Raw genomic sequence first — 25,263 nt, 5'->3', positions numbered from 1 at the left:
CTTACTTTCCGCTCCCTGCAAGTTGGAATCCAAAACCGGGATTCCAACTTGCAGGGAGCGGTTACTATTTATTCACCCACAAACATTTTACTCATACCGACTTTTCTGCACCAAGTACTTTTACAGTTATTTTAAATTGGCCTCGAAAGTTATTATATAAGCGGAATAGCCCACCAATTAGCCGTATCAAAATCCATACGCTAACTTAGTGGGCAATTATATATCATCAATATTTCCTGAATGACTTGAAGCCATCTCTGTATTTACTGCTTATTTCTGACCGTCTTTCACGTAATATAAATACTCTCTAATATTCTCTCTACTCCTAATTGTGTGTGTACCTGTTCAACAAACAACAACCAACAATTCAACCAATTGCATATATATTTGATAAACATTAGACTTTAACGTTTTTTCGCATAAATATGTAATTGTAGTGTATTGTCGGAATAGTTTCGTGCACAGGTACCCGAACTTAAATTGAAGGCTGGCAAGCTTGTGTATTTTCTCTTGCATTCTTCTGCACTTTTTTCTTGCAAAATACACCAGTGTTAAATGCAGCACTTACTGATCAATTAACTCATAAATCGCACGTTCTAAATATGATTGGTCCATCATATCGCATGAAAGAAACACAAGAATGGATTGAAAATAATCATGATTTATTGGCTCAAAATTAAGTTACGAAATGGCTCACTTTTCAGTTATGAAATAAACCTTATACAATTATTCAGCCATAAACACTCCTTTATATGGGGTTCTCATTACTTTTATCCATAGTTTTAAAGTTTCTCTATTAACTTGCGTTATTGGATAGTTTCTGGCGGTACAAACTTTCTCAGCGCCTGGAGAAAGTGAGCTTGTGGTAACGAGTAAACCGGATTCTGCACCATACTCCTGAATATCAGCCCAAAGCGATTTTACAACCATTTTTTCGATTTTATCTTTATATCTTTTACACTGTATAATAATAGTTGGAGGGCCTAATTTATCTATTTCATGAGTCCACAATCGCGCATCTATGCCGTCATCATTTCGTCCTTCTCCAATTTCTACGTAATATCCCTGCTTTTCAAAGAATTCACATGTGAGTGCTTCAAACTTTCTCCAATGGATATTTCCGATGGAGTCAAAGTTGTGACTGAGGTAATCAATATATCTTTGATCAATAAAGTTACCATAGAGTGTTTCTAAAGATTCACTCTCAAACAAGTTTTTTAGTTGTGCGATATCTGTCCAATTAATTTGTCTGATTTCCCCCCAAGGGCTCCTATGGAGGTCTGAATTGAATCCTTTCATTATTTCAATCGCCATTTCAACACCTTTTTTTTCATATTTAATGCCCGATTCTATTACATAAGGTGAAGGATCTATGCCATTTTTACTGTTATTCTCGACAAATTTACGTGTTGCCTCTGAAAGAAAATTAATAGCAGAGGCGGCTAAATCCATATACATCTTTAAAAGTTCCGGATTATTCCTGTATTTATTATGCAACAGTATGGAAGAAGGGACAGTGCTAGGACTTTGCGTATTCCCCACTTTATATAATAAATATGTAATGAGTTCTTCGTATTCCTCCGATCTAATTCTTAGTAAGTCGGTGCTATTGCCGAACCATAATGAATGAAATTGAATGGGAACAATATCATTAAACTCTTCAAGAGTAAGACCTAAACCAGACTTATAACCTATAATTTCACTAGTACGACCTACTAAATGATTTCTATTTATCCATATCGCCATTTCTTATCACCAACCTACTAATATTAGTTTTTCTGTAGTATTGCTGTAACCGTCTATCAGATAATACATGCTCAAACTACATAAATTCGGGTAAGCTGTGTATAGAACTATTCAGAATAACTCCCTGTGATTCTATAATAACAGAATGAAGATCAGAGTAATTAATTTTATTTTAGGCACCTATGCGTTGTAACCGTCAGTATTCAATTAATTCACTACAATTACATACTAATTGTGTGTGTACCTGTGCAACAAACAACAACCAACAATTCAACCAATTGAATATGTATTCGATAAACATTAGGATTCAACGTTTTTTCCGCATGAATATGTAATTGTAGTGTATTGTCAGAATAGTTTCATGCACAGGTACCCGAAATTAAGCTTTAACGTTTTCTTTGCATAAATATGTAATTGTAGTGTATTGTCGGAATAGTTTCGTGCACAGGTACCCGAAATTAAGCCTCATAATGGTATTTTTTTTGAAACTCAACAATCACAGAACACTCTATAATGGCGTTTTTCCGCAACGTGAAAGGTCTTGCATTTCATTCCACAGGGATACATCCTATTAAATACAAAATAAGTTTCTTTAACGTTTTATTCGTATTTGTGGAACAAGACCCATAACGCTGTGTAACGAGGTCATTAAAGCCTCAGGTACCTTGAACAATGTGGTCTACGTTCCGGGAAAACGCCTTTGTTTATTGCTTAATGGAACGTTTACAGTTCTTCTGCTTTTAGATAGCGTTGATTGAACAGCTTTTGCTTTTCAGTGTGTCTTAGTTTGCCAGCGATGACTTTTTCTAAACAATAATCCGGTTGATTGCTTTTATAAAGCTGTTGGTTTTTGATCATGGCGAAGGCAATTCTTAGAATCCGATTCCCCAAGGCAATATAGGACTGACCTGCTTTCTTCCCTTTGTCCTTCATCGCCAGGTAACGTATTTTCATTTCCGGATTCTGAATTGAAACATTTTTTCCTACCTGATAGACCACGTTTCGGAAAGCAGCCCTACCTTGTTTCGATATTCGGTAATGGTTCGCACGTTTTCCACCAGATTGTCTTACAATCGGATTCGTACCGGCCATTTTGATGAGTTGCCCTGCATGCGAGAAGTCATGGACGTTCCCTATTTCAGCAGTCAATTCCGCTGCTGTAGTGATGCCCAAACCAGGCATACTCAAGAGAATACCACCATCAGTCTCCAATAATTTCTCTTCAATTACATCCTCAAGTTCCTTGATTTGACGGTGAATTAACGCATACTCATCCAACTTTAGTTTGAGTAAAATCAATTCGCTTTCAAGCATAGACTTTGGTTTGGAAATCGAGTTCCCGGCGTAATCCAATAGCCTGTCTATGACATCATTCCTGAGCTTCAAATTATTTTCTATTGAAATCTTTCTCAGCCCCTCTTTACCAAGGGTTAAGATATCTGACGGGTGAGGATGGTTTCTCATCAAGAATAGGGACGTTTTTGAAACGAACTGATCCAGGATTTTAATCACCTTATTTTCACCATCAACCTTTAGATTTTTCCCTTGAAACTCACGGAAAATATGGTCCATATACAAACGTAGATGATTGATAGTCCTCGTTTGTGCGTTCACAAGCGTCCGTCTGGCTCTTGTCAATGTCTTTAACGATTCTAGCTCCAGCATTGACTCAACGCTCGTTCCACCTCGTCCATGAAGTAGCGACTGAACAATCGCCATCAAATCCACACGGTCCGTTTTCGTGTAATTTAACACGGTTTCTCTTTCCCTGGCGGTCGTCGCCGCATTCAATATACGGACGATATATCCTTCCACCATACAAAGCCTTACGAGGTCTTCATAGTAATGCGCAGTCGTTTCAATTCCGACAATCACTTGCGTAAGTGAGTAAGCCTCACAAGTCGCATCAATGTGTTTCTTCATCAGTTGATAGCCTGACATTGACCCGTCAAACTCAAATGGCTCCTGTAAAATATCGCCGTAGATCGTGCACACCATCGCTGTATTTACAAACTTTGCCGCATCAATCGCTACAATACAATATTCCTTTGCCTTTTCTTCCCGCATTAAGCGGTTCCAATGACTTCCATTCTTCCCCTGAATATGATTAAATGATAGTGTAACCATTGTTTTCAGCTCCTCCTTTTTGGTGGGAATTGTATATTGGAAGTTCTGTGATTGGTACTTCTCTTATACCCTGAAAACAATGGTTTTTTCATTTGCCGACTATCTATTTAACATAATAGGTACCTGAAATGATTAATAGCTGGGGTAGCTCGTCCAGGCTGGATTTTCGTAGGAACATACCTAGCTTTATGTATTAATTGTGCGTGAATTGTGTGGGTGCCTGTGCAACAAACAACAACCAACAATTCAACCAATTACATAATTATTCAATAAACATTAGACTCTAACGTTTTTTTCGCATAAATATGTAATTGTAGTGTATTGTCGGAATAGTGTCGTGCACAGGTACCCGAAATTAATTATTGTAGTGTATTATCGGAATAGTTTCGTGCACAGGTACCCAAAATTAATACCCTGAAAACAATGGTTTTTTCATTTGCCGACTATCTATTTAACATTATAGGTACCCGAAATTTGATACACAGCTATCTGAAATTCAAATTATTATATTATCAGTTTTCATTTTCTCTTTTAATTGCTCAACTAGAGTATCAATCCTACCCTCTACATCTAAACTTTCGGTATATACCTTAACATTCTCGATAAAATAATCATAATTTCCTTCCAACTCAACTATTGCTTGAGAGAAGTCATTTGAACTAATACCTACCTTATAGTCTGTACAAATTCTTTTTAAAGGTGGATTTTCAGAAGTAAGTAATGGTATGCCTTCGAACAAACTTTCATATAATTTACCCGAAGCACAATTTATATTATTTACAGTATCCAGAGCAAAAATAGAAACACTGACATTAGTATTTTTCAACATATATTTCATTTCACCACGGGAAATAAATCCTGCATAAAATATATTAGAATATTTCATTGTTGAAAGCATTGAATTAAACTTATCCTTATCCTTTGCTGTGCTTTGTCCAATAACTATTAATTGATATTTAGATCCTAATTTCCCTACAGCTTCTGCTAACTCAAAAGTTAATCTATGTTCCGCAATTCCTCCTGCATACAAAATATTGAATGAGTCAGAATTAAATAAATGCCCATATTTTTGTTCGCATTCAACAACATTAAATGTATCATCTATTCTATGGATATTATCAAAAACTATTGGAACCTCATCTAATCCATAATAATCTTTCATAATATTTGCTCTCTCAATATTTGCTGCAATAACAATATTAGCATATTTTAAATATTTTCTTTCAAAATACCTCATATGCTCTGCTATTTTCATTTTCAAAGTCCTACGTTTTCCGTTTTTCCCAATATATAATTCACTTGAATCATATATCACATATATATTTTTTCTATGTTTTGTTATCCATCTCAATATAGTTGAAGTATAATTATCATGTAAAATAACAATATCGGGATTCTCATTTTTAATCGCTTTTATAGCCCCTTTTATAAACGAAAAATAATTTCTTTCTCCATTTCCTGTTAAAATGCATTTGTAATTAGAAGTATCAAATGGTTTAGAATATGAAACTAAAATTGTTTCATCGCTCAATTTCTTTGCACATTCAAGAATTTCTTGGCTTCTAGCTTCAGTTTGTATATCATGATATACAATAAACATTACTTTCACAATAGCCCTCCTTCTTTTTCGGTTTTCAAAATCTTTCTAACTTCAACAAAAAGAAACACTAAACTCACAATTTGACCAACTATTGCTGCAATAGTTACTCCCCAAATTGCGAAATTATAGCCTAAAATAAAATACAAAGATATACTAATAATTGCACCTTTTAGAAAGGCCCTACTATAGGCTTTTGTATACCCGCTTGCAACTAATATTTGAGTGCCCATGAAATTGGAGATAATACTAAGCGTTGGTAAAAATCCGAGTAAAACTAATAAATTTGCCTTCTCTACAAAGGATTGACCCAAGATTAACCAAACTAACTGCTCTCTACACAAGACAACGCAAACCGATATAAAAACAAAAATTGGTATTACTATTTTTGCAATCCTAATTACAGAATAATAGCCCTGCATAAAAGAAATAACAAACTTTTTGCTATGGTAAGGAAATAAAGCCTGTCCAATAGGATAAAACAGCATTATTATAATTTGATTAATCTTGCTTATACCTGAATAATATCCACTGTACTCTACTACATAAAATACCCCTAATACAATAACACCTGTCGAACTCATAAGTGAAATAACAGCACTAGAAGTAAAAACATGAAAACCATCTTTTATCATTTCTAATATATCTACAAAATAAATTTTACACATTTTCACTTTAATTACAACATTAATAATAATTAACGAAATAACTGCAATAAGAAAAAAAGAAGCCGAGTATATTAAGGCATAAAGTTGTATATCATCTGGCGATTTAATTAATGTAAACACACAAATCAAAAACACAATTCTAACTGAAAAACTAATAATAGTCATATATTTTACTTTCTGAAGACCTTGAAATAACCATGTCGGCATTAATACATTACTTAATACCATTAAAAGGAATATAAAAATAACTTCATGATATTCAAATAACTTAGCATTTAAAAAAGTTAGTAATATTATTATTGGGAAAGAAACAAAAAAGAATAACAACTTTGTAGCTAAAATCGCTGTATATATTCTTGATAGTTCTTTTTTATTTTTTTCAACGATTGCTATTTTTCTTGCTCCAGTTAAGTTAAATCCATAATCAATAAACGTTTGAAAATAAGCAATAAACGCTAAACAAAATGTTATTATCCCAAACCCCTCTGGAAGAAATATTCTCGTTATATATGGGAAAGTGAAAAAGGGGATTAATTTGTTAGAAAAATCCAATAAAAACAACCAAGACATGTTCTTTAAAAACTCACTCTTTTTCTTACTTTTTATTTTATTAAAAAGCTCATTCATTTAGTCACCTTATGCAAACTTTTTTTATTTTTTATATCTGTTATAGCAATGGAATTAAAAAAGCCCATATAAATCCAAAATACAACAGAATAACTAATTTCATTCACAAAATGGGATCCTCCCATTGCATCAAATAAAAAAGCAAAAAGAATAATGTATGCAGTTCGTCTTAAAGCTTTTTCTTTTATCCCACTAAATCTCTTAATTAAAAGACAAAATAATATTAAAGTGATTACGAATCCCATTATTCCTAACTCACTTAAAATTAATATATACATATTATGAGGATCAATTAATCCAGTAATATCATCAACTGAGATAAATCTAGTTTCATATATCCTTTCAAAAAAATTCCCCATACCCGAACCAAACAATGGATATTTCGAAAAAATATATAAACCTAGGGAAGTCGCTTCCAGTCGTGCTATTTCTGAATCACCTGAAAAACTTAAGCCCCCTAATAATCTAGTTAAGTCATAATTACTAAAAGCATAAAACAATGCAGCTATTACAACACAAATTATACTTATATTTCCGCTTATTTTAGTTTTTTCATTTTTTATGAAAATCAAAAAATATAATGTAATTAATAATGTGCATAATGTTGCCGTACGTGATAAAAGTACTAAAGTTGCAATAATAATGATTATTATAGCCAAAAGAGAAATTATTCTCCAACTTCTCTCCTTGTCAGTAAAATAAATATAGAAACAAAGTGGTAATGTTAAATTAAAATAATAACTTACTGTAATACTAGATCCTAACATCATAGAAGCTCTATACTGTGCAGAAAATCTATAATTAGTCACATCATTTCCTACTAACTCCATAAAATAGGCATAATTAGTGGAAAGTATTATTGCGAAAACAGCATAAATTAAACAAATAACAATAAAAAACTTTATTATAATTCTTATATCATCACTTTTACATTTGGACATTGGGAAAAAAAGTAACATTGGTATAATAAATAATAATCCAGCATATATATATTGAGCAATAGAATTGATATGAAATCCGCTAACAGCAATATTTAATATATACATATAAATAAGTACTAAAAAAATTAAATTATATTTTTTAATACTTTCTAATGGATTTGATTTCCCTATAAAAAAAATTACTAAACATAATATTGGTATAATCCAAACCTCATTTGTTGTAACTTTATTATCAACATGAAAAGAAAAAGAATTCTTTACTCTATCAAATGCAAATAATGCATATAAGAATATGCTTCCTAATATATATAGATAAGTATTGTTTCTTTTTTTTACCTCATGTTCATAAAGTTTATTTGCTGTGAACTTCTCCATAATTATATACTTCCTTTTAATTTTCTAGATAGTAATGAGCAGTATAGATGTATGGACATTATAATAATAACCAGTAGCTTTTTAATAAAACTGCCTTAATTTCAATATTACTAAATATCCATTAAAAGTGAATTTAAACTTGGCAATGACTACCGTTAGGACAATGATTTTCAGTGATTCAAATCAAAATACACCGGGATCTACTTTTGCAATCAAAAGACTAGTCATAGTTTTTTAAAATTAATTATTAAACCTTAAAATTGGTGGTTGTCAATCTAATTGTCGTATTTGGCTAGTTTATTTTTCTCCAAAACTAATTTCAAACATATTGTATTCCCAAGGTTCAATCAAGGCCACCGCGCTACGCTTGCTGCCTGGTGATAAAAATGGGGATTTATCTTTCACCTAAGGCTTCTTCTATTCCTTCCTCTTTCATCGGGTTTAATGCTGATTTTTCATGTGTAGTCCAATTTCTTGTTTTTCAGGCCCATCGCTCTGCATGCTTTTCCCTTGCCAATTCGTATACTACTTTTCGTTTTTCTAATATAGCCACATGCGCTCCAATGTGGCATTGGACGGGCGTCACGTAATGGAGCCCGCTATGTAAATGCTTGTCATTGTACCAATGGATAATTATTTGCGCCCATTGTCTCGCTTCTTTTAGTGATGAAAAGCCTTTGCACGGAAATTAGGTAGGTACTTGAATATTCAAAACACTACTTTTGAATCTGGTTTATCGTTACTCACACGTAGTCTTGAAAAGGAACTTTAATGGCCATACTTCCCTGCCGACTAATTTCCTGCTAAGTTCCTGCTAACTAAATCGGGAATTAAATATAGCTGGTAATACAAGTCTTTAACTGCTCCACCTAACCAGGTAATATCCTATATCCGCACCTGATTTGGCGAGGTTAAATGGATTTTTGGAATTCTACGCTCCTGTTTTTTACTACGTCCTCGGTGATTTCTCTATTTTTTCTTCCCGTAAAACACGGTGAAAGGTAGATTTTGACGCAATATAGGGGCCTTAATCGGAGGACCTTGGAACGATTTGCGTTAACAGTAAATGTGCATATTCCGTTTGTTTGTCAATCGCGATGATTTCGGCTTTTTCTTCGTCTAACGATTTATTTCTAGGCGACAGCCTTTTCGTCAGTAGCCGCTTATCGACCATTACGTCATCATCCGCAATCCAGCGCTCATACGTACGCATATTAATGTTTAACTCCTGGCAAGCCATCGCTAATGGTGCGCCATTTTGATTGGCTTCTTGAATTAACTCTCTGCTTGTGCGTGATTTGACTGGTCAATCATTCGTCCTCGTCGTCCCCCAAAATAGCTTTGGCCTTTTTCACAAAAGGAGTATTGTCGCGGCATCCGCTAGCGCTTTCTCTTTTTCGAGGAAATCTTTCTCCAAAGCCTTCGCACGTTTCTTTCCTTCTTTCAACTGAATATTTAAGTGCTTCGCTTGATCTAAAGCTTGTCCATTTGCTTGAAAACAAACACCCCTACACACTTCAATCTGTTCCCGGCACAAACCTTTTCCCGACAATAATCTAGCCAGTTCAGCAACATTCATCGTAAATGTTTCCATCACGATTAAAAACTTATCAAGGCTATTCTAATTGTTGCTTGTCTGTCCATCTCCCGGTGTTGCCAACCCAGTTGTGCATGCATCCTTAAAACATTTTTGCAGCATCACTTCTGTAATGTCTTCTTCTTTTGAAATTTTCGCCACGGGTTCATTATTCTGTGTCAACATGCTTTTGATCGATTCCGTTTTTCGTTCTGATATGAACAGTGTTTTATTTTTCCCTGTTATATAGATTAACTTCCGTACTGCTTACTTAACCATACCACATTAGCCCCTCACGACTTCTTTCCCAACAGAGGGTTAAATCGAGAAAGCTATAGAAGCAATATTAATTTTATTTAATACACTATAAAAAACAAATATTCATTCCAATAAAAGTGAATCTAGTAGTTCTATATCAAAAATGTTTTCACTATATTACTAACTTTACAAATCTCTTCATCAGAAATATAAGGATGTATCGGCAATGAAAGTACAACATCACAGAGTCCAATTGTCACTTTAAATTCTTGATCATCATAATCCAATTCTGAAAATGCTTTCATTTTGTGCATCGGATTAACATAATAAACCATACTAGGAATTTCATATTCTTTTAGAAAAGACTGCAACCCATCCCGTTGCTTTTTATTCTTAAGCTTAATAGTATATTGAGCGAAACTCGAATAAAACCCATCAGGTATAAATGGAGTTTCAACAACTCCACTTAATCTTTCATTATATAGTTGGAATACTCGGTTTACATCTTCCACTTCATGATCAATAAATGCTTTGAGCTTTACTTTTAAAATAGCAGCTTGGATTGTGTCTAGTCTTGAGTTAACTCCAATTCTAACATTGTCATACTTATTTTCGCCTTTTCCATGAATCTGCAAAGACTTTAGTAATGCTGCTGAGTCATCATCATTCGTAAAAATAGCCCCGCCATCCCCATAACATCCTAATGGTTTTGCTGGAAAGAAGGATGTAGTTGCTGCATCGCCAAAACTACAAGCTCTTTTTCCATTGATGTTACCTCCAAAACCTTGGGCACCATCTTCTAATACTAACAAATTGTATTTCTTTGCCATTTTTTCTATTTCATAATGGTCTGCAGGAAGGCCGAATAAGTCAACAGGAATAATAACCTTAGGCGTTAACTTACCTTCTTCAATTGTCTTCAAGATTGCCATTTCTAATTTACTTGTATCAATGTTGAATGTATCTTTATCTACATCTACAAATACAGGAGTTGCACCACTAAATGAAACAACTTCTCCAGTTGAAAAGAAAGTAAAATCAGGTACAAATACTGCATCGCCTTCTTTGATACCCCATGCCATCATCACTAATGTCATTGCTTCTGTTCCATTGGCACACGTGATACAGTGCTTAATACCAACATAGTCAGCTAATTGTTCTTCTAGCTCTTTTACCACTTTACCGCCAATAAAACTTGCATTAGTAATTACATCTTGTATATTAGAATCAATTTCTTGCTTATATTTCTGATACTGAGCCTTTAAATCTCTGAATTCCATAAATCATCAACCCCCAATCGCCATATAATTATAATAAACTTTATTTGAATTTTTCTTCTAGTTTTCCATCAATAAGAATGTATTCTCTACTACAATCTTTACATTTCAAATCATCTTTTAGAACCTGGCCGCACTCACAAACCCAACCTCTTTGTTTAGCGGGTACTCCTGCCATTATAGCATAATCTGTCACATCCTTTGTTACTACTGCACCTGAAGCAATCATCGCCCAACGACCGACAGTATTACCACATACTATCGTAGCGTTTGCTCCTATTGATGCACCGTATTTAATAAGGGTTCTTTTATAGCCTTCAGTACCTTTAGGATATTTACTTCTTGGAGTTAAATCGTTTGTAAATACCATTGAAGGTCCACAAAATACGAAATCCTCTAATTCAACACCTTCATAAACCGATACGTTATTCTGAATTTTTACTCCATTACCAATTTTAACATTATTAGATATATTAACATTTTGGCCTAATGAACATTTCTCTCCTATTTGAGTACCTTTTTGAACATGGCTAAAATGCCAGACTTTAGTATCTTCACCTATCGTAACATTTTCATCTATATAACTACTTTCATGAACAAAGTAGTTCATCTATCAAACCTTCCTTTAAAATCAATCGTGCTGCATTTTTCCATTGGAAGTTTAATACTTTTACCTTCCGCGGCTGATTTATAAATAGCTAGAACAAGTTCAAGTGCTCTTCTACCATCCTCCGCTGTTACATATGGAGCTCTATCATTATTTACTGCATCAATTACATCTGCATAGAGTGGATTATGACCAAATCCGTAAACTGTTGGAGGATTTTCATGATATTTTTCTTTTACCTCTTCTGAGTCGTCTTTATTGTCGGCAAACATCCATTCTTCAATGATATTTACTGATTTACCGCCAATTTTGACAGTACCCTCCTCACCAAAAATATAAAGCGTTTCTTCTAAGTTTTTAGGAAAAATATTCGTTGTACCTTCGATAAGCCCATAACTACCGTTAGCAAATCGAACTAATGCCATCCCTAAATCTTCTGCATCAATAAATTCATGCATCAAATTATCCGTCATTCCGACAACTTCTACAATTTCATCGCCCATCATCCAGCGCAAAAGATCAATATTATGAATACATTGATTCATAAGTGCACCGCCATCTTGTTCCCAAGTTCCACGCCATGGTGCTTGTTTATAATAATCTTCTCCACGATTCCAACGAATATGAGCAGTTCCATGAAGTAGCTTACCGAAACGTCCTTCTTCCACTGCTTCTCTCATTTTTAGAACAGATTTATTGAAACGATTTTGGTGACATGCACTTACTTTCACATTTTTTTCTTTTGCTTTTGCAATAATTTGATCTGCTTCTTCTAATGAAAGAGCAATTGGTTTTTCAATAATTAGATTACTACCAGCTTCGATACAATCTAATGCAATTCTTCCATGTTCTCCACTTTCCGTACAAATACCCACTAACTCAGGGTTTTCGTTTACAAGCATTTCTTTATAATCTGTATATTTTTTTACGGTATTTGGAAGATTAAACGTTAAAATTGTTTCATCCATTTTCGATTCTTCCAAGTCACATAATGCAACAATGTTCAACTTATTTTTAACTGCTGCTGCAATATGATTCGGTGAAATTCTTCCACATCCAATGACTGCATATTTTAATTTCATAAACTATCCTCCTCAAGTCTTCTTATTATTTTTCCAGGAACACCAACAACAACGACATTATCTTCAACATCTTTTAAAACAACTGTGCCTAATCCAACAATACTATTTTCTCCTATTGTAATTTGATTCATAATTGATACAGAAGGGGCTATATATGAATTTTTCTTCAAATGTACACTTCCAGCTATCATTGATTGGGAAATTACACTTACATTCTCTTCAATTATGACATTATGTGCTATTTTACATAGATTACCCACCTTTACATTATTGCCTATTTCAGTATTATTTAAGGTTCCTCTATCAATACATGTATTTGCTCCGATTTCAACATCTTCACCTATAGTAACACCACCAAAATGAGGAACTTTTATATTCTTTCCTTCATCATTTTGAAAATATCCAAATCCATCAGATCCGATTATAACCCCGGAAGAAATTATCGAATTCTTTCCTATCGTTACTTTACCTTCAATGGATACATTATTTTTTATTTTCACATTATCTGAAATCACTACATTATACCCGATATAGCAATTATGGCCAATATATACGCCCTTACCAATATGGGATGATTCTATAACAGAATTCGGACTTTTATATTCTTTAGATGTTTCAGTAATAAAAAAATGATTTAATATCGTGAAAAATACTTCTTTTGGATTTTCACAGTAAATAAAATTCAAGCCTTCAAAGCCAATATTTTCAGCTTCTTTAGACACTATAATAGATTCTTTTATTTCTTCAATAACAAGAGAATTCATTTTTTCCACATCTTTAATCCATGAAATTGCCTTTGCTTTCACATTATCTATCGAAGCGTATGTTTCGATTGTCAGATTTTTATTCCCCTGATATTTATATGGGATTCTAGTACCATCTAAAAACTCTGTTATATTTTCAATATTAATCATCTAATAATCTCATCTTTACTGATAACTGAGGTTAAATCTCTAAAATTATCATTCATGAAATCATATTTATCAATATTAGCTTTATTTAGGAAATTCAATAATTTATATTCCATTGTTTCATTTTCACTAGAATACCAAAATGGATGAGTAAGAATATGTAACTTTTGATAATTACCAGATTCAATTAATTCAATAGGATTTTCTCGCCAGTTCATTCTGGAATCTGATACATATTTCATGTTTTTAAAGAAATTAGAGGAATACGAATTTACAAGTTTATCAAATTTAATATCATTTTCTAAAACCAACTTTGATGGACGATGCATTGAGATTACTTGTATTTGTTTATGCAACAACTTACTTAAAATACTGGCTTCACTCTCTATATATTTTTTTATATCGTCAACTGTATTAATATCATATCTTTTTTCATCAAAATGTAGCCCTATCTCATGCCCTAATAACATTATCTTTTCTAATAGTTCAAAGGACTTTTTCGAGAAAATATTATAAAAATCAGTTGATAGTAATACAAAATAGGTTGATTTTACTCCCATTTTATTCTCAATGATAGCCATATCAAGAGCTTTTTCAATAGTAAAATCAACATCATGTCTTAGAATAACAGATTTCTCATTTTCATCATTATTGTGATATGAGCAAAACTCATACCCTTTTTCATTCAGAACTCGTAATAAATGTATATAATATTTATTTGTAAATTCCATTTCATATCTCCTTTATAATAATTCAATATTACCCCTATTCTTTATTTCTTTCAATGCGTTTTTCGTATCAAAGATTGCTTTAGAGTGTTGTTGAACTAATGCGTAATCTACATTCGAGTGAGCAGTAGTTACAACCACTAAATCGGCACTGGAAAGTAGTTCAGCTGTTAATGCTACTTCACTCTTTTTACCTTCCCCACGCACACGATATTCTGGCACATTAGGATCAAAATAAATTACTACTGCTCCTTCTTTCTCTAATTCTTCAATTACTTTAATTGCAGGGCTTACTCTAAAATCAGAAATATCTTGTTTATACGCTACACCAAGAACCAAAATATTCGAGCCATTCATTGCTTTTTTCTCTTTATTTAGGATCTTACTTGCTCTTTCTGCACAATATTCAGGCATACGATCATTTACCATCATAGAGGATTCAATCATAGAAGTATGGAATCCGAACTCACGAGCTTTCCATGAAAGATAATACGGGTCTAGGGGAATACAGTGTCCACCTAATCCTGGTCCTGGATAGAATGCTTGGAAACCATATGGCTTCGATTTTGCAGCATCTATTACTTCCCAAAAGTTAATCCCCATTTTATTACTTAATATCGCAAGTTCATTCACAAGTCCGATATTGACATTTCGGTATGTATTTTCTAGAATTTTTTCCATTTCTGCAATTGCCGGAGATGAAACAGTATATACATCGCCTTCTAATACTTCGCGATACATTGCAGCAATAACTTCTGTTGCATCTTCACCAATTGCACCAACTACTTTAGGTGTATTTTTTGTTTTATAGATTGCATTACCTGGATCCACTCGTTCAGGTGAGAATCCTAAATAGAAATCTTCTCCACAAACTAAACCTGAGCCATTTTCTAAAAGTGGTTTGATCAATTCTTCTGTCGTACCAGGGTAAGTAGTAGATTCAAGTACTACCATCATTTCTTTCTTTAAATATTTGGCAATTTCTTTCGTAGAAGCTTCCAAATAGCTGATATCTGGTTGTTGATATTGATCAAGTGGCGTTGGTACACAAATCGCTACAAAATCAACGTTTTTCATAAAGCTAAAATCAGTAGTTGCAGAAAGTAAACCGGATTCAACTAAGTGAGCAAGTTCGCTATCTACTACATCACCTATATAGTTTTCACCTTGATTAACCATGTTCACTTTTTCAGCATGCACGTCAAAACCGATTGTTTTATATCCAGCTTTAGCTTTTTCAACAGCTAAAGGAAGACCTACATATCCTAGACCAACTACACCCACTGTGATTTCTCTTTTTTTAATTTTGTCTAATAGTTTCTGTTTCATGTTTACAAAACCCCTCTTTACCAATATATTTTTTCTTTTCATTACTTTTTATCTAAATTACTAGTTATTTTGATTGTTATAGTATCATGCTTGAAATATGAAATTAATTTAATTAAAAAACATCCAAACCCACCCGGTTACCCCTAAAATCTAGCCAATATATGGAAATTACTAAACTATATACTATTTTACTTTATCTAAATCACTAAAATAAATACTAATCTGTAATATAAATTTAAATATACCTGACAATAAAACCGCTAAGCAAAATCCAATTAACCCAAGCCAATTAGTTAAATAATAGTCAATAACCATGAATAAAATCAGATTAGACCGCTATGCCAATACCTACGAAAAGATTGTAATTTACCCCTTCTATAACTATATTTACGATACTATCCTTACCACTTAAATTATTTTCATCTTGTTGCAGAAGCCTGAGTGTCCTACTAGAGTACCGTATTTGGCAAATTGAATGTTTGGCTATGTAAGAATCTTTTCAAATTGGATTATTAACAAAAGTATTGAACCAATAAAACAAAAACGGAATACTAATTCTTTTCCTAAGTATTTCAAATTGATTAGAATTGTTTTTAATATCGTGATAACAGCCATACACAATAATGTCCCTCTGGATCCTAAAGAAATAATAATAACAAAGGTAGTACAAAAAAGGAAAAATGAAAAGGACCGAAAATTATTAAAAAAGTCTCCCAAGAATACCATTGCTGGCAGGAGCATAAAGTAAGACAAACTCATATTATAAACACCTGCTATTACATTCCCACTTAATATGAAAACACTAATAATAACGCCTATTAAAAATACTACATTCGCAACTATTTTCAAGACATTCTTGAATTCTTTAAATTCTTTTAAAGCCAAAGTGTATACTATTGCTTGGAGAGACATAAAAAGTACTGGAAAAATTAACTCCAACAAGTATGATCTATAGGCAGATAAAAGAGTAAACGTAAAGAAAATATTACCGTCATAATACCATAAATTATAATATGTTCTTTATCAACTCTCCTCCAGATTGAGGGAAATGGATAAATAAAGAAAAAGGCTACGATTATCTTTAAAACCATTTGAACCCATAACTCCATTTGAGTATCAATTAAACTAAATGTTATTAGCACCAAATATTGAAATGTCAAAATAACAAATGAAGCACTCTACGCTATACCTATATTTTAGGGTTAATTTTATTTTCTAATATTAGGTCCCGCTCTATTTTTTGAGTCTTAATTATTTTATATAATCTCCTTCAAAGTATAGACGATTTTCTTGCACCATCGTTTTAATTAATTGTTTTATTTACTGCTAGGGAAATCTTGCATCACCATTACAATAAAAGAGCATTAATTAATTCTAATTGCTTGTCGTGCAATTTTCTCATAAGAGAATGTTATATAACCTTTTGTCTTAGCGACTTTTTCCATATTTTCATATAATGTCTTATCATCCATCAACAACTTAATATTTTCTTTCAGTTGGTGAGAATTGTCACCATCTAAAAATAGACAATTTCCACCAACATCAACGTATTCCATTCCGTCCCACCTTTTACAAATTAATGGCAAACCACTGCAAATAGCTTGCTCCCATAATGCAGATTTCGAACCAGGGAATACTGCAGCATTTGAAGCTAAATAATAATCATAGACATCTTCTCCACTTAGCCAACCAATATAATTTACTCTATTATCTGATTCAATAAGACTTAGCATTTCTTGTTTTATATCGTCAGAAAAAGAGCCAAAAATTAATAACTTTAATTTATTACTATCAACTTTTTTCATAGAATTAAGTAAAAGTTTAATATTTTTCCTTTTACTTAATTTCCCACCTGTTATTATTACAAAATCATCATCCAAGATACTTAAATTTTTTCTTATTTTCATTTTTATTTCATCTTGATTTTCGAAGTCAATTTTATCTGTATCAGCTCCTAAATATAGATATTCCATTTTTTCATCTGATATATTATACATATCTTTTACAAATTTTCTGCATCCTGGTGCTAAAACAAATACTTTCTCAATAAACGGTAATGATTTTTGAATAGCCCATTTATAAATGACTTTATGTAATATCTCCCTTGAAATGAAGTTTTTACCACTGTTGATATATGCAGCGTGATTATCAACAATTAACTTACAATGTGGATTATCTTCTACATATCTCGCTACCTCTATTAGGTCTAAAAATTGTATACCATGGTTGAATATTAAATCCGGTTGCTCTTTTTCAAGTAGTTTATATGTATCTTTATATATTTTTAACTTCTTATTGATTTTTCCTAACCATTTATTTTTATAATCAATTCTAATAACTTTTATACCATCGGAATTAATATATTTTCCGGATTCCGCCAAGTCCTCTTCTCCATTATCTTTTCTATATGTAAATCTAGAAGCAATTATTGTTACATCATGTCCAAATTTTTTATGATATTTCGGAATAATATTTTCTTGATATCCAAAACCCTCTATGTAAAAATTAGACAAGCATAAGTGTACTATTTTCAATTTGAAGTTTTCCTCCATACAACCATATTTATATAATCTGTATAAGATAATATTATTCTAACTACTTTATCAGAAACATTATTCATACTATAATCTGAAACTCTTCTCAAAGTTTCTTTCCTTTGTGTATCTAATATCTCTAATCCCTGAATTACTCGCTCTTTCCCGAGCCCAACCATCATAACCGAAGCCTCTTCCATAGCCTCAGGTCGCTCATGAGCCTGTCTAATATTTAGCGCCCTAAATCCAAGAATAGAAGATTCCTCACTAATAGTCCCACTATCACTAAGAACTGCCTTCGCTTTCATTTGAAGTTTCACATAATCATTAAACCCTAAAGGTTTCATCGTTTTAATTAATGAATTGAATTTAATGCCTTTAGTATCAATCATTTTTTGCGTTCTAGGATGAGTACTAATGATTATCGGCATACCATATTTATCTGCAATTGCATTTAAACTATCACATAAATCCATAAAATTCTTTTCGGAGCTAATATTTTCTTCGCGATGAGCTGATACAACGAAATATTTATCTTCTTCAAGATTCAGTCTGTCCACTATGTCTGATTTCTCAATGTCTTCTTTTCTTGAATTGAGTACTTCAAACATCGGACTTCCCGTCTTAATAATTCTATCTGCTGGAAGACCCTCTCTTAAAAGATATTCTCTTGCAATATCGCTGTAAGTTAGATTGATATCCGCAGTATGATCGACAATTTTCCGATTTGTTTCTTCAGGAACACGCTGATCAAAGCAACGATTTCCAGCTTCCATATGGAAGATAGGAATTTGTCTTCTTTTTGCTGCAATTGCACATAGGCAGCTGTTTGTATCTCCAAGGACAAGTAATGCTTCTGGTTTAACCTCTTCTAAAATTGGATCAATCTTCACAAGGATATTGCCGATTGTTTCAACAGCTGTTCCATTTGCTGCATTCAAGAAATAGTCTGGCTTTCTTAGGTTAAAGTCTTCGAAGAAAACCTGATTCAATTCATAGTCATAGTTCTGACCTGTATGTACAAGTATATGTTCTATCGCATTTGATTCTTCCAGTTTGTTGATGACCGCTGAAAGTCTGATGATTTCAGGTCTGGTGCCTATAACAGTCATTACTTTTAATTTCTTCATCATTATACCTCCAAATAATGAGTGTCTGGCTTTTCGGGATCAAAGCTTTCGTTCACCCACATTACTGTAACTAAGTCTGTTTCTCCTACATTCACAATTGAATGTGTATATCCTGTCGGAATATCTACTACCTGCAGCTTTTCGCCATTTACGTAATATTCGATAATCTCTTCTGAATCGATATTTCTGAATCTGATTAGTCCTTTACCACTTACCACTAGGAACTTTTCATTTTTTGTGTGATGCCAATGATTTCCTTTAGTGATTCCTGGTTTAGAAATATTAACCGAAACCTGACCTCGATCTGGCGTACGAAGGAATTCTGTAAAAGATCCCCGATTATCGACATTCATTTTCAAACCATAAGAAAATTCATCTTCAGGCAAAAAACTTAGATATGTACTATACAATTTCTTCGTCAATTCATCACTCATTGTTGGTACGCCTAAAGACTTTCTGCTTTCTTTAAAGCTTCTGATACGGTCAGCTAAGTCACCTAATTCAATCTTATGCGTGACTGGTACAACACAAAGGTTTCTATCAGCAGTCGGGTTTCCTTCTAAAGCTCTTAAGAATTCTTCAAGCACATCATCAATATAGGCAAGTTCAAGAAGAGCCGCAGGATTATTTACCTGAATATCTAAACCTCTAGCTATATTATAACAATACGTCGCAACAACCGTATTATAGTTAGGTTTACTCCACTTTCCAAACAAATTGGGAAGTCTATATACAAATACTTCTGCACCCGTTTCTAATGAGTGTTCGAACAATAAATTCTCTCCAGCTTTCTTGCTGATACCATATGGATTATCTTTTTCAGCTTGGATAGATGAAGTAATTAGTATAGGTGATTTGTTATTATGCTTTTTTAGTAGTTCCAGTAATTCAGATGTAAAACCATAGTTTCCATCCATAAACTCTTTTTCATTCTCTGGTCTATTTATTCCAGCTAAGTGAAATACAAATTCGCATTTCTTTGTATACTCTTCCAAGTCTCTCAAAGTATGATTTCTTGTAAACAATAGTAAATCTTCATACCCCTGGTTTTTCAACTCAGCTACTAAGTTTTTACCGAGGAATCCTCCAGGACCCGTTACAAGAATTTTCACTTATGGTTCCACCCTTTCAATTCACTCTGTATGTAAGGGAGTTCTAAAAGCTTTCCTTTAATTTGTTCTATTGAAAGTCGATATGTATTGTGTGAGTTGTATTCTTCATCCGTAGAAAGCTTTTCATTACCTTCCTCGAAGTATTTATCATAGTTAAGATCACGATTGTCTGCTGGGACTCTGTAGAAACCTTCTAAGTCATCTGCTACGACATGTTCTTCCCTCGTTAGAAGCGTCTCGAATAGTTTTTCACCGTGTCGGGTACCTATAAGCTTCACTTCATTATCTGCATTAAAAATTTCTTTTACTGCTTGTGCCAAATCTTCAATTGTAGAAGCTGGAGATTTTTGGACCATAATATCTCCTGCATCAGCATTCTTAAATGCAAAAACTACAAGTTCAACCGCTTCCTCAAGACTCATAAGAAATCTTGTCATATCAGGATCTGTTACTGTAAGTGGCTTACCAGCTTTAATCTGTTCTACAAAAAGTGGAATAACTGATCCACGAGAAGCCATAACATTTCCGTATCTTGTACCGCAAATGAGTGTTTTATCAGGAGATACTGTTTTCGCTTTAGCAACAAATACCTTTTCCATCATGGCTTTTGATATTCCCATGGCATTGATTGGATAAGCAGCTTTATCTGTTGAAAGGCATATGACTTTTTTTACTCCATATTCAATTGACGCATTCAATACGTTTTCTGTACCAATAACATTTGTTTTCACGGCTTCCATCGGAAAAAATTCACATGATGGAACTTGTTTAAGTGCTGCGGCATGAAATACATAATCGACTTCATTCATTGCATATTTCACGCTCGCAAGATCACGTACGTCCCCAATATAAAACTTTAACTTATCATTATTATATATTTTCCTCATATCATCTTGTTTCTTCTCGTCACGTGAAAAGATACGAACTTCTTTAATATCTGTATCCAAGAATCTTTCCATTACTGCATTCCCAAAGGATCCAGTCCCCCCGGTAATGAGTAGAGTTTTATCTTTAAACATAATTTTTGTCCTCCAATATCGTGAAATCCCTAAAATGTTCATCCATTTTATTTAAAAGTTCTAATTTATTGAAGTTCCTATCATAGTAAATCCTTGCATTTCGACCCAATTCAATAAGTTGTTCATTTGAATTGCTTAATAATTCAACAATTGACTCTGCAAGTTGTTGAACGTCCCCTGCTGGACTACATAACCCTGCATTTGCCTCTTTGATTATTTGATTCGTTTCTCCTGTAGCTGAAGCAATAATTGGAATTCCACACGCCATATATGACTGGAGTTTTGCAGGGATTGTCATTGAAAACAGTGGACTGTCTGTTAAACAAAGAAAAGCCGCATCACTTGCTGCCATAAATTCAGGGATTTTGCTAGCTGGCTGTTTGGGTATGAAATTAAACATATCTGATAAGTTGTTTGATTTTACTAGCTCAATTAAGGTATCTTTGTATCTACCATCCCCAACAATATTAAAACGAATTCTTCTTTTAAATTTATTTCCTTTTAACAATAAGGCAACTTTCGGGAGAATATCTAATCCCTGAGAAGTTCCAATATTTCCTGCGAAAATAATATTAAATGCATCATCATTTGGAATTTCATCAATACCCGATTTTTTCAGTGGTTTATAGAAATCTTCTGCATACTGAGGCCAGTACTCAATTTTCTCCTTTGACACACCACGATTACTAATAGAAGTTACGAAGCTCCTTGATGTAGTAAATATTTTTGTGCATCGACTATATATATAATCAACCATTTTACCTACCATATTAATAACGGTTTTATTTTTTATCCCTGATAAAATTTCGAAGTTTTCCGGCCATAAATCTTGAACATAAAGATAACACGGTATCCTCCTCTTCTTCGCATACCATACCCCCGGCAAGGCTTGTGTCATTGGGGATACTTCAAATATAAATACATAATCAGCTTTTATACGAGTAAAGAGGCTCCAAAAAAAACCGGAAACGACGAAGGAAATATAGTTTAACGCAAGCATAATTGAACGGTTTCCTCTTGGCACTAGTGGAATTCTTATAATCTCAATTCCGTTATATAATTCTTTTCTTTTTTTTAGTAAGCCATATCCTTCAAAATACTTACCTTGTGGATAGTTAGGGATCCCAGTTATTACAGTTACTTTATATCCTCGTTTTACCCACTCAGTGCAAATGTCATTTATGCGAAATTGTTCAGGGTAGAAATATTGTGCTATAACTAAAATATGTTTTTTCAAGCTATAATCCACCCCTCTACATTATTTTTCAGTTGCAATGATCGATTCATTTAAATTCCAGACTCTGTAATTCTCTTTATAATCACTTAAACTTTGATCATAAACTAGATTACCAAACACCTTATTAACAATTCCTACTTTTTTGCTTACTGCACCTAAAATGGGATTAAATATCCTTGTCATTTTAATCTTCCTATTATGTACTTCAGCTATTATCTTCACCATTTCACTGGTTTTCACATACTCGCTATTTTGCGGGAAGAATGTACCACTCTCTTCATTTTCTACTATCATACGAATAAACTCAGATAGGTTATCTATATGAAGCATACTTCGCTGATTTTCGATATCTGGGAACACAGGTAACTTCTGAGCCGCTTTAGCTAATTTAGGATAATTCCCTTTTGACTCTTTACCGTAAATCATTGGCGGCCTGATAATAGAAATATTAAAATCATCGCTTTCCAAAGCTTTAATTCCCTCCTCTGCTTGGAGTTTACTATTGCCATAAAAGTTAGCAGGAGTTGGAACAGTATCTTTAGTGATAATCCTTGGTTTGTTTATATAACTACTATCACCGTAAACAATAATACTACTCATAAAAACAAATTGTTTAACACCATCTTTTTTTGCCTTTTGGGCGGCTTCTATCGTCAAATCCCTATTTACTTTATAATAGAGAGATTCCATTTCAGGTTTTGCGTCGACATGTGCTATCCCTACTGTATGAAATACTACGTCATATCCTTTAAATGAAGTTTCTTTCCATTTGTCATCTCTTAGGCTAAGAGTATCGATAGAATACGTACCAGGATATTGAGAAACCCACTTAACAAAAGATGTTCCTACATAACTTTTTGCTCCTGTAATAAGTATCTTTTTCACTTCGAAACAGTCTCCTCTTTAGATGCAGCTATTTCTGTAAGCCCAAGGTTTATATTTACTAAGCGTTTATTGACGTATCGATTTTCACCAAATAAGACTACACCAACAGTTCTTATGATGATTTTAAAGTCTAGCCACAAACTAAAATGTTCAACGTAATAAACGTCTAATTTGTATCTTTCTTCCAAGGATAGGTGTATATTTCCACTTACTTGTGCTAATCCCGTCATTCCAGGATTCATATTGAGTCGCTTCGCAATTTCATCTGAGTAATCGTCAAGGGAAGAAATCCGCTCTGGTCTTGGACCAACTAGACTCATTTCCCCCTTAAGAACATTCAACACTTGGGGAATTTCATCGATTTTACTTCTTCTCAGAAACTTTCCGGTAGAAGTAATTCGATCATCGTCTTTCATCACTTCTTGACCTTTCACCATTGTTTCTGAGCCGATTTTCATCGTCCGTAATTTATATACCTTAAATATCTTTTTATGAAGTCCAGGGCGGTCTTGTAAGAAAAAAACAGGTCCAGGAGAAGTAACTTTAATTAATAGTGCAATTAAAATCCATATAGGAAGAAATAAAATAAGTACTACTAAGGAAGCCACGATATCAAATAAACGTTTGAGCACTTTTGGGAGTATTTTATTCTCCATTAAAATCCCTCTACTTCATAATCAACAGGGATTAAATACCCGTCACTAAGTTTTATTTCACCATCATTTTTATTTATTTCGGCTGACCAAATCCTAATGGTTTTATCTCCATTTTTGTAAAAAGCGCCTGGGTATGGATGGGAGACAGCTCTCACTAAACTATCGGCTTCATTCATAGTCATGCGACCCAAAACTTCACCATCTTCTGGTTTTCTACCTGGCCATTCAGTAGCGTCAGCATCATTTTGTTTCGTAAGTGTAATATTGTTATTGACGATAGCATCCCAATACTTTGAAATCAGCGTAATATGAAGTTCATCTACTGTTTGATAAAGCTCTGTTGCCGTTGATTTCTCATTAAGTGGTATGACTCCTTGTCCAATAATTTCTCCTGTATCGACACCTTCATCAAGCTTAAACATCGTTACACCTGTTTTATCTAACCCTTTAATAATGGACCATGGAATTGCTGCTCTTCCTCTGCCAATTGGTAATAACGTAGGGTGCATTCCAATACATCCATGTGTCGGGGTTTCAAGTAATTCTTTCTTGGCTATCTGTGACCATCCAATAATAAATAGCCAATTAATTTTATGTGCTTTAAGAGTATCAATGACTTCTTGGTCATTGATATTATTAATTTTCAAAAGTGGAGTAGCGTTTTCAGTGGCAATATCATCAAGATAGATTCTTCCAGACTTATTCTTTGCCTTTTCATCCTTTAGCGTTATAAGTAAGTCCAAGTTTCCGCCAATTCGGTATATTTCTTCGACGCAACTTTGTCCCAATTGAACACAAGTTGCAAATGCCATTTTCATTTTCATACCACATCTTCCTCCAA

21 protein-coding genes and 1 pseudogene are annotated in these 25,263 nt (G+C 33.4%); all 22 read right to left on the bottom strand.

The genetic code is table 11. The features are described from left to right. Nucleotides 1-726: 726 nt before the first annotated feature. Nucleotides 727-1,746: a restriction endonuclease gene (locus tag FILTAD_RS15200; RefSeq protein ID WP_124071822.1), complete on the bottom strand. Its 1,020-nt coding sequence runs from the start codon at nt 1,744-1,746 to the stop codon at nt 727-729. Between the two features lie 723 nt (nt 1,747-2,469). Next, nucleotides 2,470-3,873, bottom strand: coding sequence for an IS110 family RNA-guided transposase (locus tag FILTAD_RS15195; RefSeq protein WP_124071821.1), 1,404 nt, complete (start codon nt 3,871-3,873; stop codon nt 2,470-2,472). Between the two features lie 496 nt (nt 3,874-4,369). After that, nucleotides 4,370-5,482: a glycosyltransferase family protein gene (locus FILTAD_RS15185; RefSeq protein ID WP_124071820.1), complete on the bottom strand. Its 1,113-nt coding sequence runs from the start codon at nt 5,480-5,482 to the stop codon at nt 4,370-4,372. After that, nucleotides 5,479-6,765: an oligosaccharide flippase family protein gene (locus FILTAD_RS15180; protein ID WP_124071819.1), complete on the bottom strand. Its 1,287-nt coding sequence runs from the start codon at nt 6,763-6,765 to the stop codon at nt 5,479-5,481. Before FILTAD_RS15180 ends, FILTAD_RS15185 begins: the two co-directional genes overlap by 4 nt. After that, nucleotides 6,762-8,081: an O-antigen ligase family protein gene (locus FILTAD_RS15175; RefSeq protein WP_124071818.1), complete on the bottom strand. Its 1,320-nt coding sequence runs from the start codon at nt 8,079-8,081 to the stop codon at nt 6,762-6,764. The genes FILTAD_RS15180 and FILTAD_RS15175 overlap by 4 nt, the downstream gene beginning before the upstream one ends. Nucleotides 8,082-8,562: 481 nt before the next feature. After that, nucleotides 8,563-8,745, bottom strand: a pseudogene (locus FILTAD_RS16310) (IS3 family transposase); the annotation flags it as partial. A 363-nt stretch (nt 8,746-9,108) separates the two neighbouring features. After that, nucleotides 9,109-9,294 carry a hypothetical protein gene (locus FILTAD_RS15165; protein WP_124071817.1) on the bottom strand — a complete coding sequence of 62 codons (186 nt, stop codon included), beginning with the start codon at nt 9,292-9,294 and terminating at the stop codon, nt 9,109-9,111. A gap of 138 nt (nt 9,295-9,432) precedes the next feature. Next, a complete protein-coding gene (locus FILTAD_RS15160) occupies nt 9,433-9,678 on the bottom strand; it encodes a transposase (RefSeq protein WP_124071816.1) in 246 nt (81 codons plus the stop codon). A 389-nt stretch (nt 9,679-10,067) separates the two neighbouring features. Next, entirely contained in the window at nt 10,068-11,195 is a 1,128-nt protein-coding gene (locus tag FILTAD_RS15155; RefSeq protein WP_124071815.1) for a DegT/DnrJ/EryC1/StrS family aminotransferase, read from the bottom strand. Nucleotides 11,196-11,235: 40 nt separating this feature from the next. Then, complete coding sequence (locus FILTAD_RS15150) at nt 11,236-11,802, bottom strand: acyltransferase (protein WP_124071814.1); 567 nt, start codon at nt 11,800-11,802, stop codon at nt 11,236-11,238. Then, nucleotides 11,799-12,881 (bottom strand): Gfo/Idh/MocA family protein, encoded by a 1,083-nt coding sequence (locus FILTAD_RS15145; protein WP_124071813.1) that lies wholly within the window; start codon nt 12,879-12,881, stop codon nt 11,799-11,801. Before FILTAD_RS15145 ends, FILTAD_RS15150 begins: the two co-directional genes overlap by 4 nt. Then, complete coding sequence (locus FILTAD_RS15140; RefSeq protein WP_124071812.1) at nt 12,878-13,795, bottom strand: DapH/DapD/GlmU-related protein; 918 nt, start codon at nt 13,793-13,795, stop codon at nt 12,878-12,880. The genes FILTAD_RS15145 and FILTAD_RS15140 overlap by 4 nt, the downstream gene beginning before the upstream one ends. After that, nucleotides 13,792-14,523, bottom strand: coding sequence for a polysaccharide deacetylase family protein (locus tag FILTAD_RS15135; protein WP_124071811.1), 732 nt, complete (start codon nt 14,521-14,523; stop codon nt 13,792-13,794). Before FILTAD_RS15135 ends, FILTAD_RS15140 begins: the two co-directional genes overlap by 4 nt. A gap of 12 nt (nt 14,524-14,535) precedes the next feature. Further along, nucleotides 14,536-15,849, bottom strand: coding sequence for a nucleotide sugar dehydrogenase (locus FILTAD_RS15130; protein ID WP_124071810.1), 1,314 nt, complete (start codon nt 15,847-15,849; stop codon nt 14,536-14,538). Between the two features lie 1,364 nt (nt 15,850-17,213). Further along, nucleotides 17,214-18,383 (bottom strand): glycosyltransferase family 4 protein, encoded by a 1,170-nt coding sequence (locus FILTAD_RS15125; protein ID WP_160117623.1) that lies wholly within the window; start codon nt 18,381-18,383, stop codon nt 17,214-17,216. Next, on the bottom strand, nt 18,380-19,513 hold the full coding sequence (gene wecB, locus FILTAD_RS15120) for a non-hydrolyzing UDP-N-acetylglucosamine 2-epimerase (protein ID WP_124071808.1): 1,134 nt from the start codon (nt 19,511-19,513) through the stop codon (nt 18,380-18,382). The genes FILTAD_RS15125 and wecB overlap by 4 nt, the downstream gene beginning before the upstream one ends. A gap of 2 nt (nt 19,514-19,515) precedes the next feature. Next, nucleotides 19,516-20,625, bottom strand: a complete 1,110-nt coding sequence (locus tag FILTAD_RS15115; protein WP_124071807.1) for a capsular polysaccharide biosynthesis protein CapF — start codon at nt 20,623-20,625, stop codon at nt 19,516-19,518. Beyond that, entirely contained in the window at nt 20,622-21,644 is a 1,023-nt protein-coding gene (locus FILTAD_RS15110; RefSeq protein ID WP_124071806.1) for a nucleoside-diphosphate sugar epimerase/dehydratase, read from the bottom strand. Before FILTAD_RS15110 ends, FILTAD_RS15115 begins: the two co-directional genes overlap by 4 nt. Further along, on the bottom strand, nt 21,637-22,881 hold the full coding sequence (locus FILTAD_RS15105) for a glycosyltransferase family 4 protein (protein ID WP_124071805.1): 1,245 nt from the start codon (nt 22,879-22,881) through the stop codon (nt 21,637-21,639). Before FILTAD_RS15105 ends, FILTAD_RS15110 begins: the two co-directional genes overlap by 8 nt. A 21-nt stretch (nt 22,882-22,902) precedes the next feature. Beyond that, the gene (locus FILTAD_RS15100) at nt 22,903-23,766 is read right to left on the bottom strand and encodes an NAD-dependent epimerase/dehydratase family protein (RefSeq protein WP_124071804.1); all 864 of its coding nucleotides are present in this window, start codon (nt 23,764-23,766) and stop codon (nt 22,903-22,905) included. After that, nucleotides 23,763-24,422 (bottom strand): sugar transferase, encoded by a 660-nt coding sequence (locus tag FILTAD_RS15095; protein WP_124071803.1) that lies wholly within the window; start codon nt 24,420-24,422, stop codon nt 23,763-23,765. Before FILTAD_RS15095 ends, FILTAD_RS15100 begins: the two co-directional genes overlap by 4 nt. Further along, nucleotides 24,422-25,246 (bottom strand): formyltransferase family protein, encoded by an 825-nt coding sequence (locus tag FILTAD_RS15090; protein ID WP_124071802.1) that lies wholly within the window; start codon nt 25,244-25,246, stop codon nt 24,422-24,424. Before FILTAD_RS15090 ends, FILTAD_RS15095 begins: the two co-directional genes overlap by 1 nt. Between the last annotated feature and the right edge of the window lie 17 nt (nt 25,247-25,263).

Origin of the sequence: Filibacter tadaridae (genome assembly GCF_900609045.1) — a bacterium.
Taxonomy (GTDB): domain Bacteria; phylum Bacillota; class Bacilli; order Bacillales_A; family Planococcaceae; genus Sporosarcina; species Sporosarcina tadaridae.
Note: the sequence above shows the minus strand (reverse complement) of the source record. Positions and strands in the feature narration are given on the sequence as shown.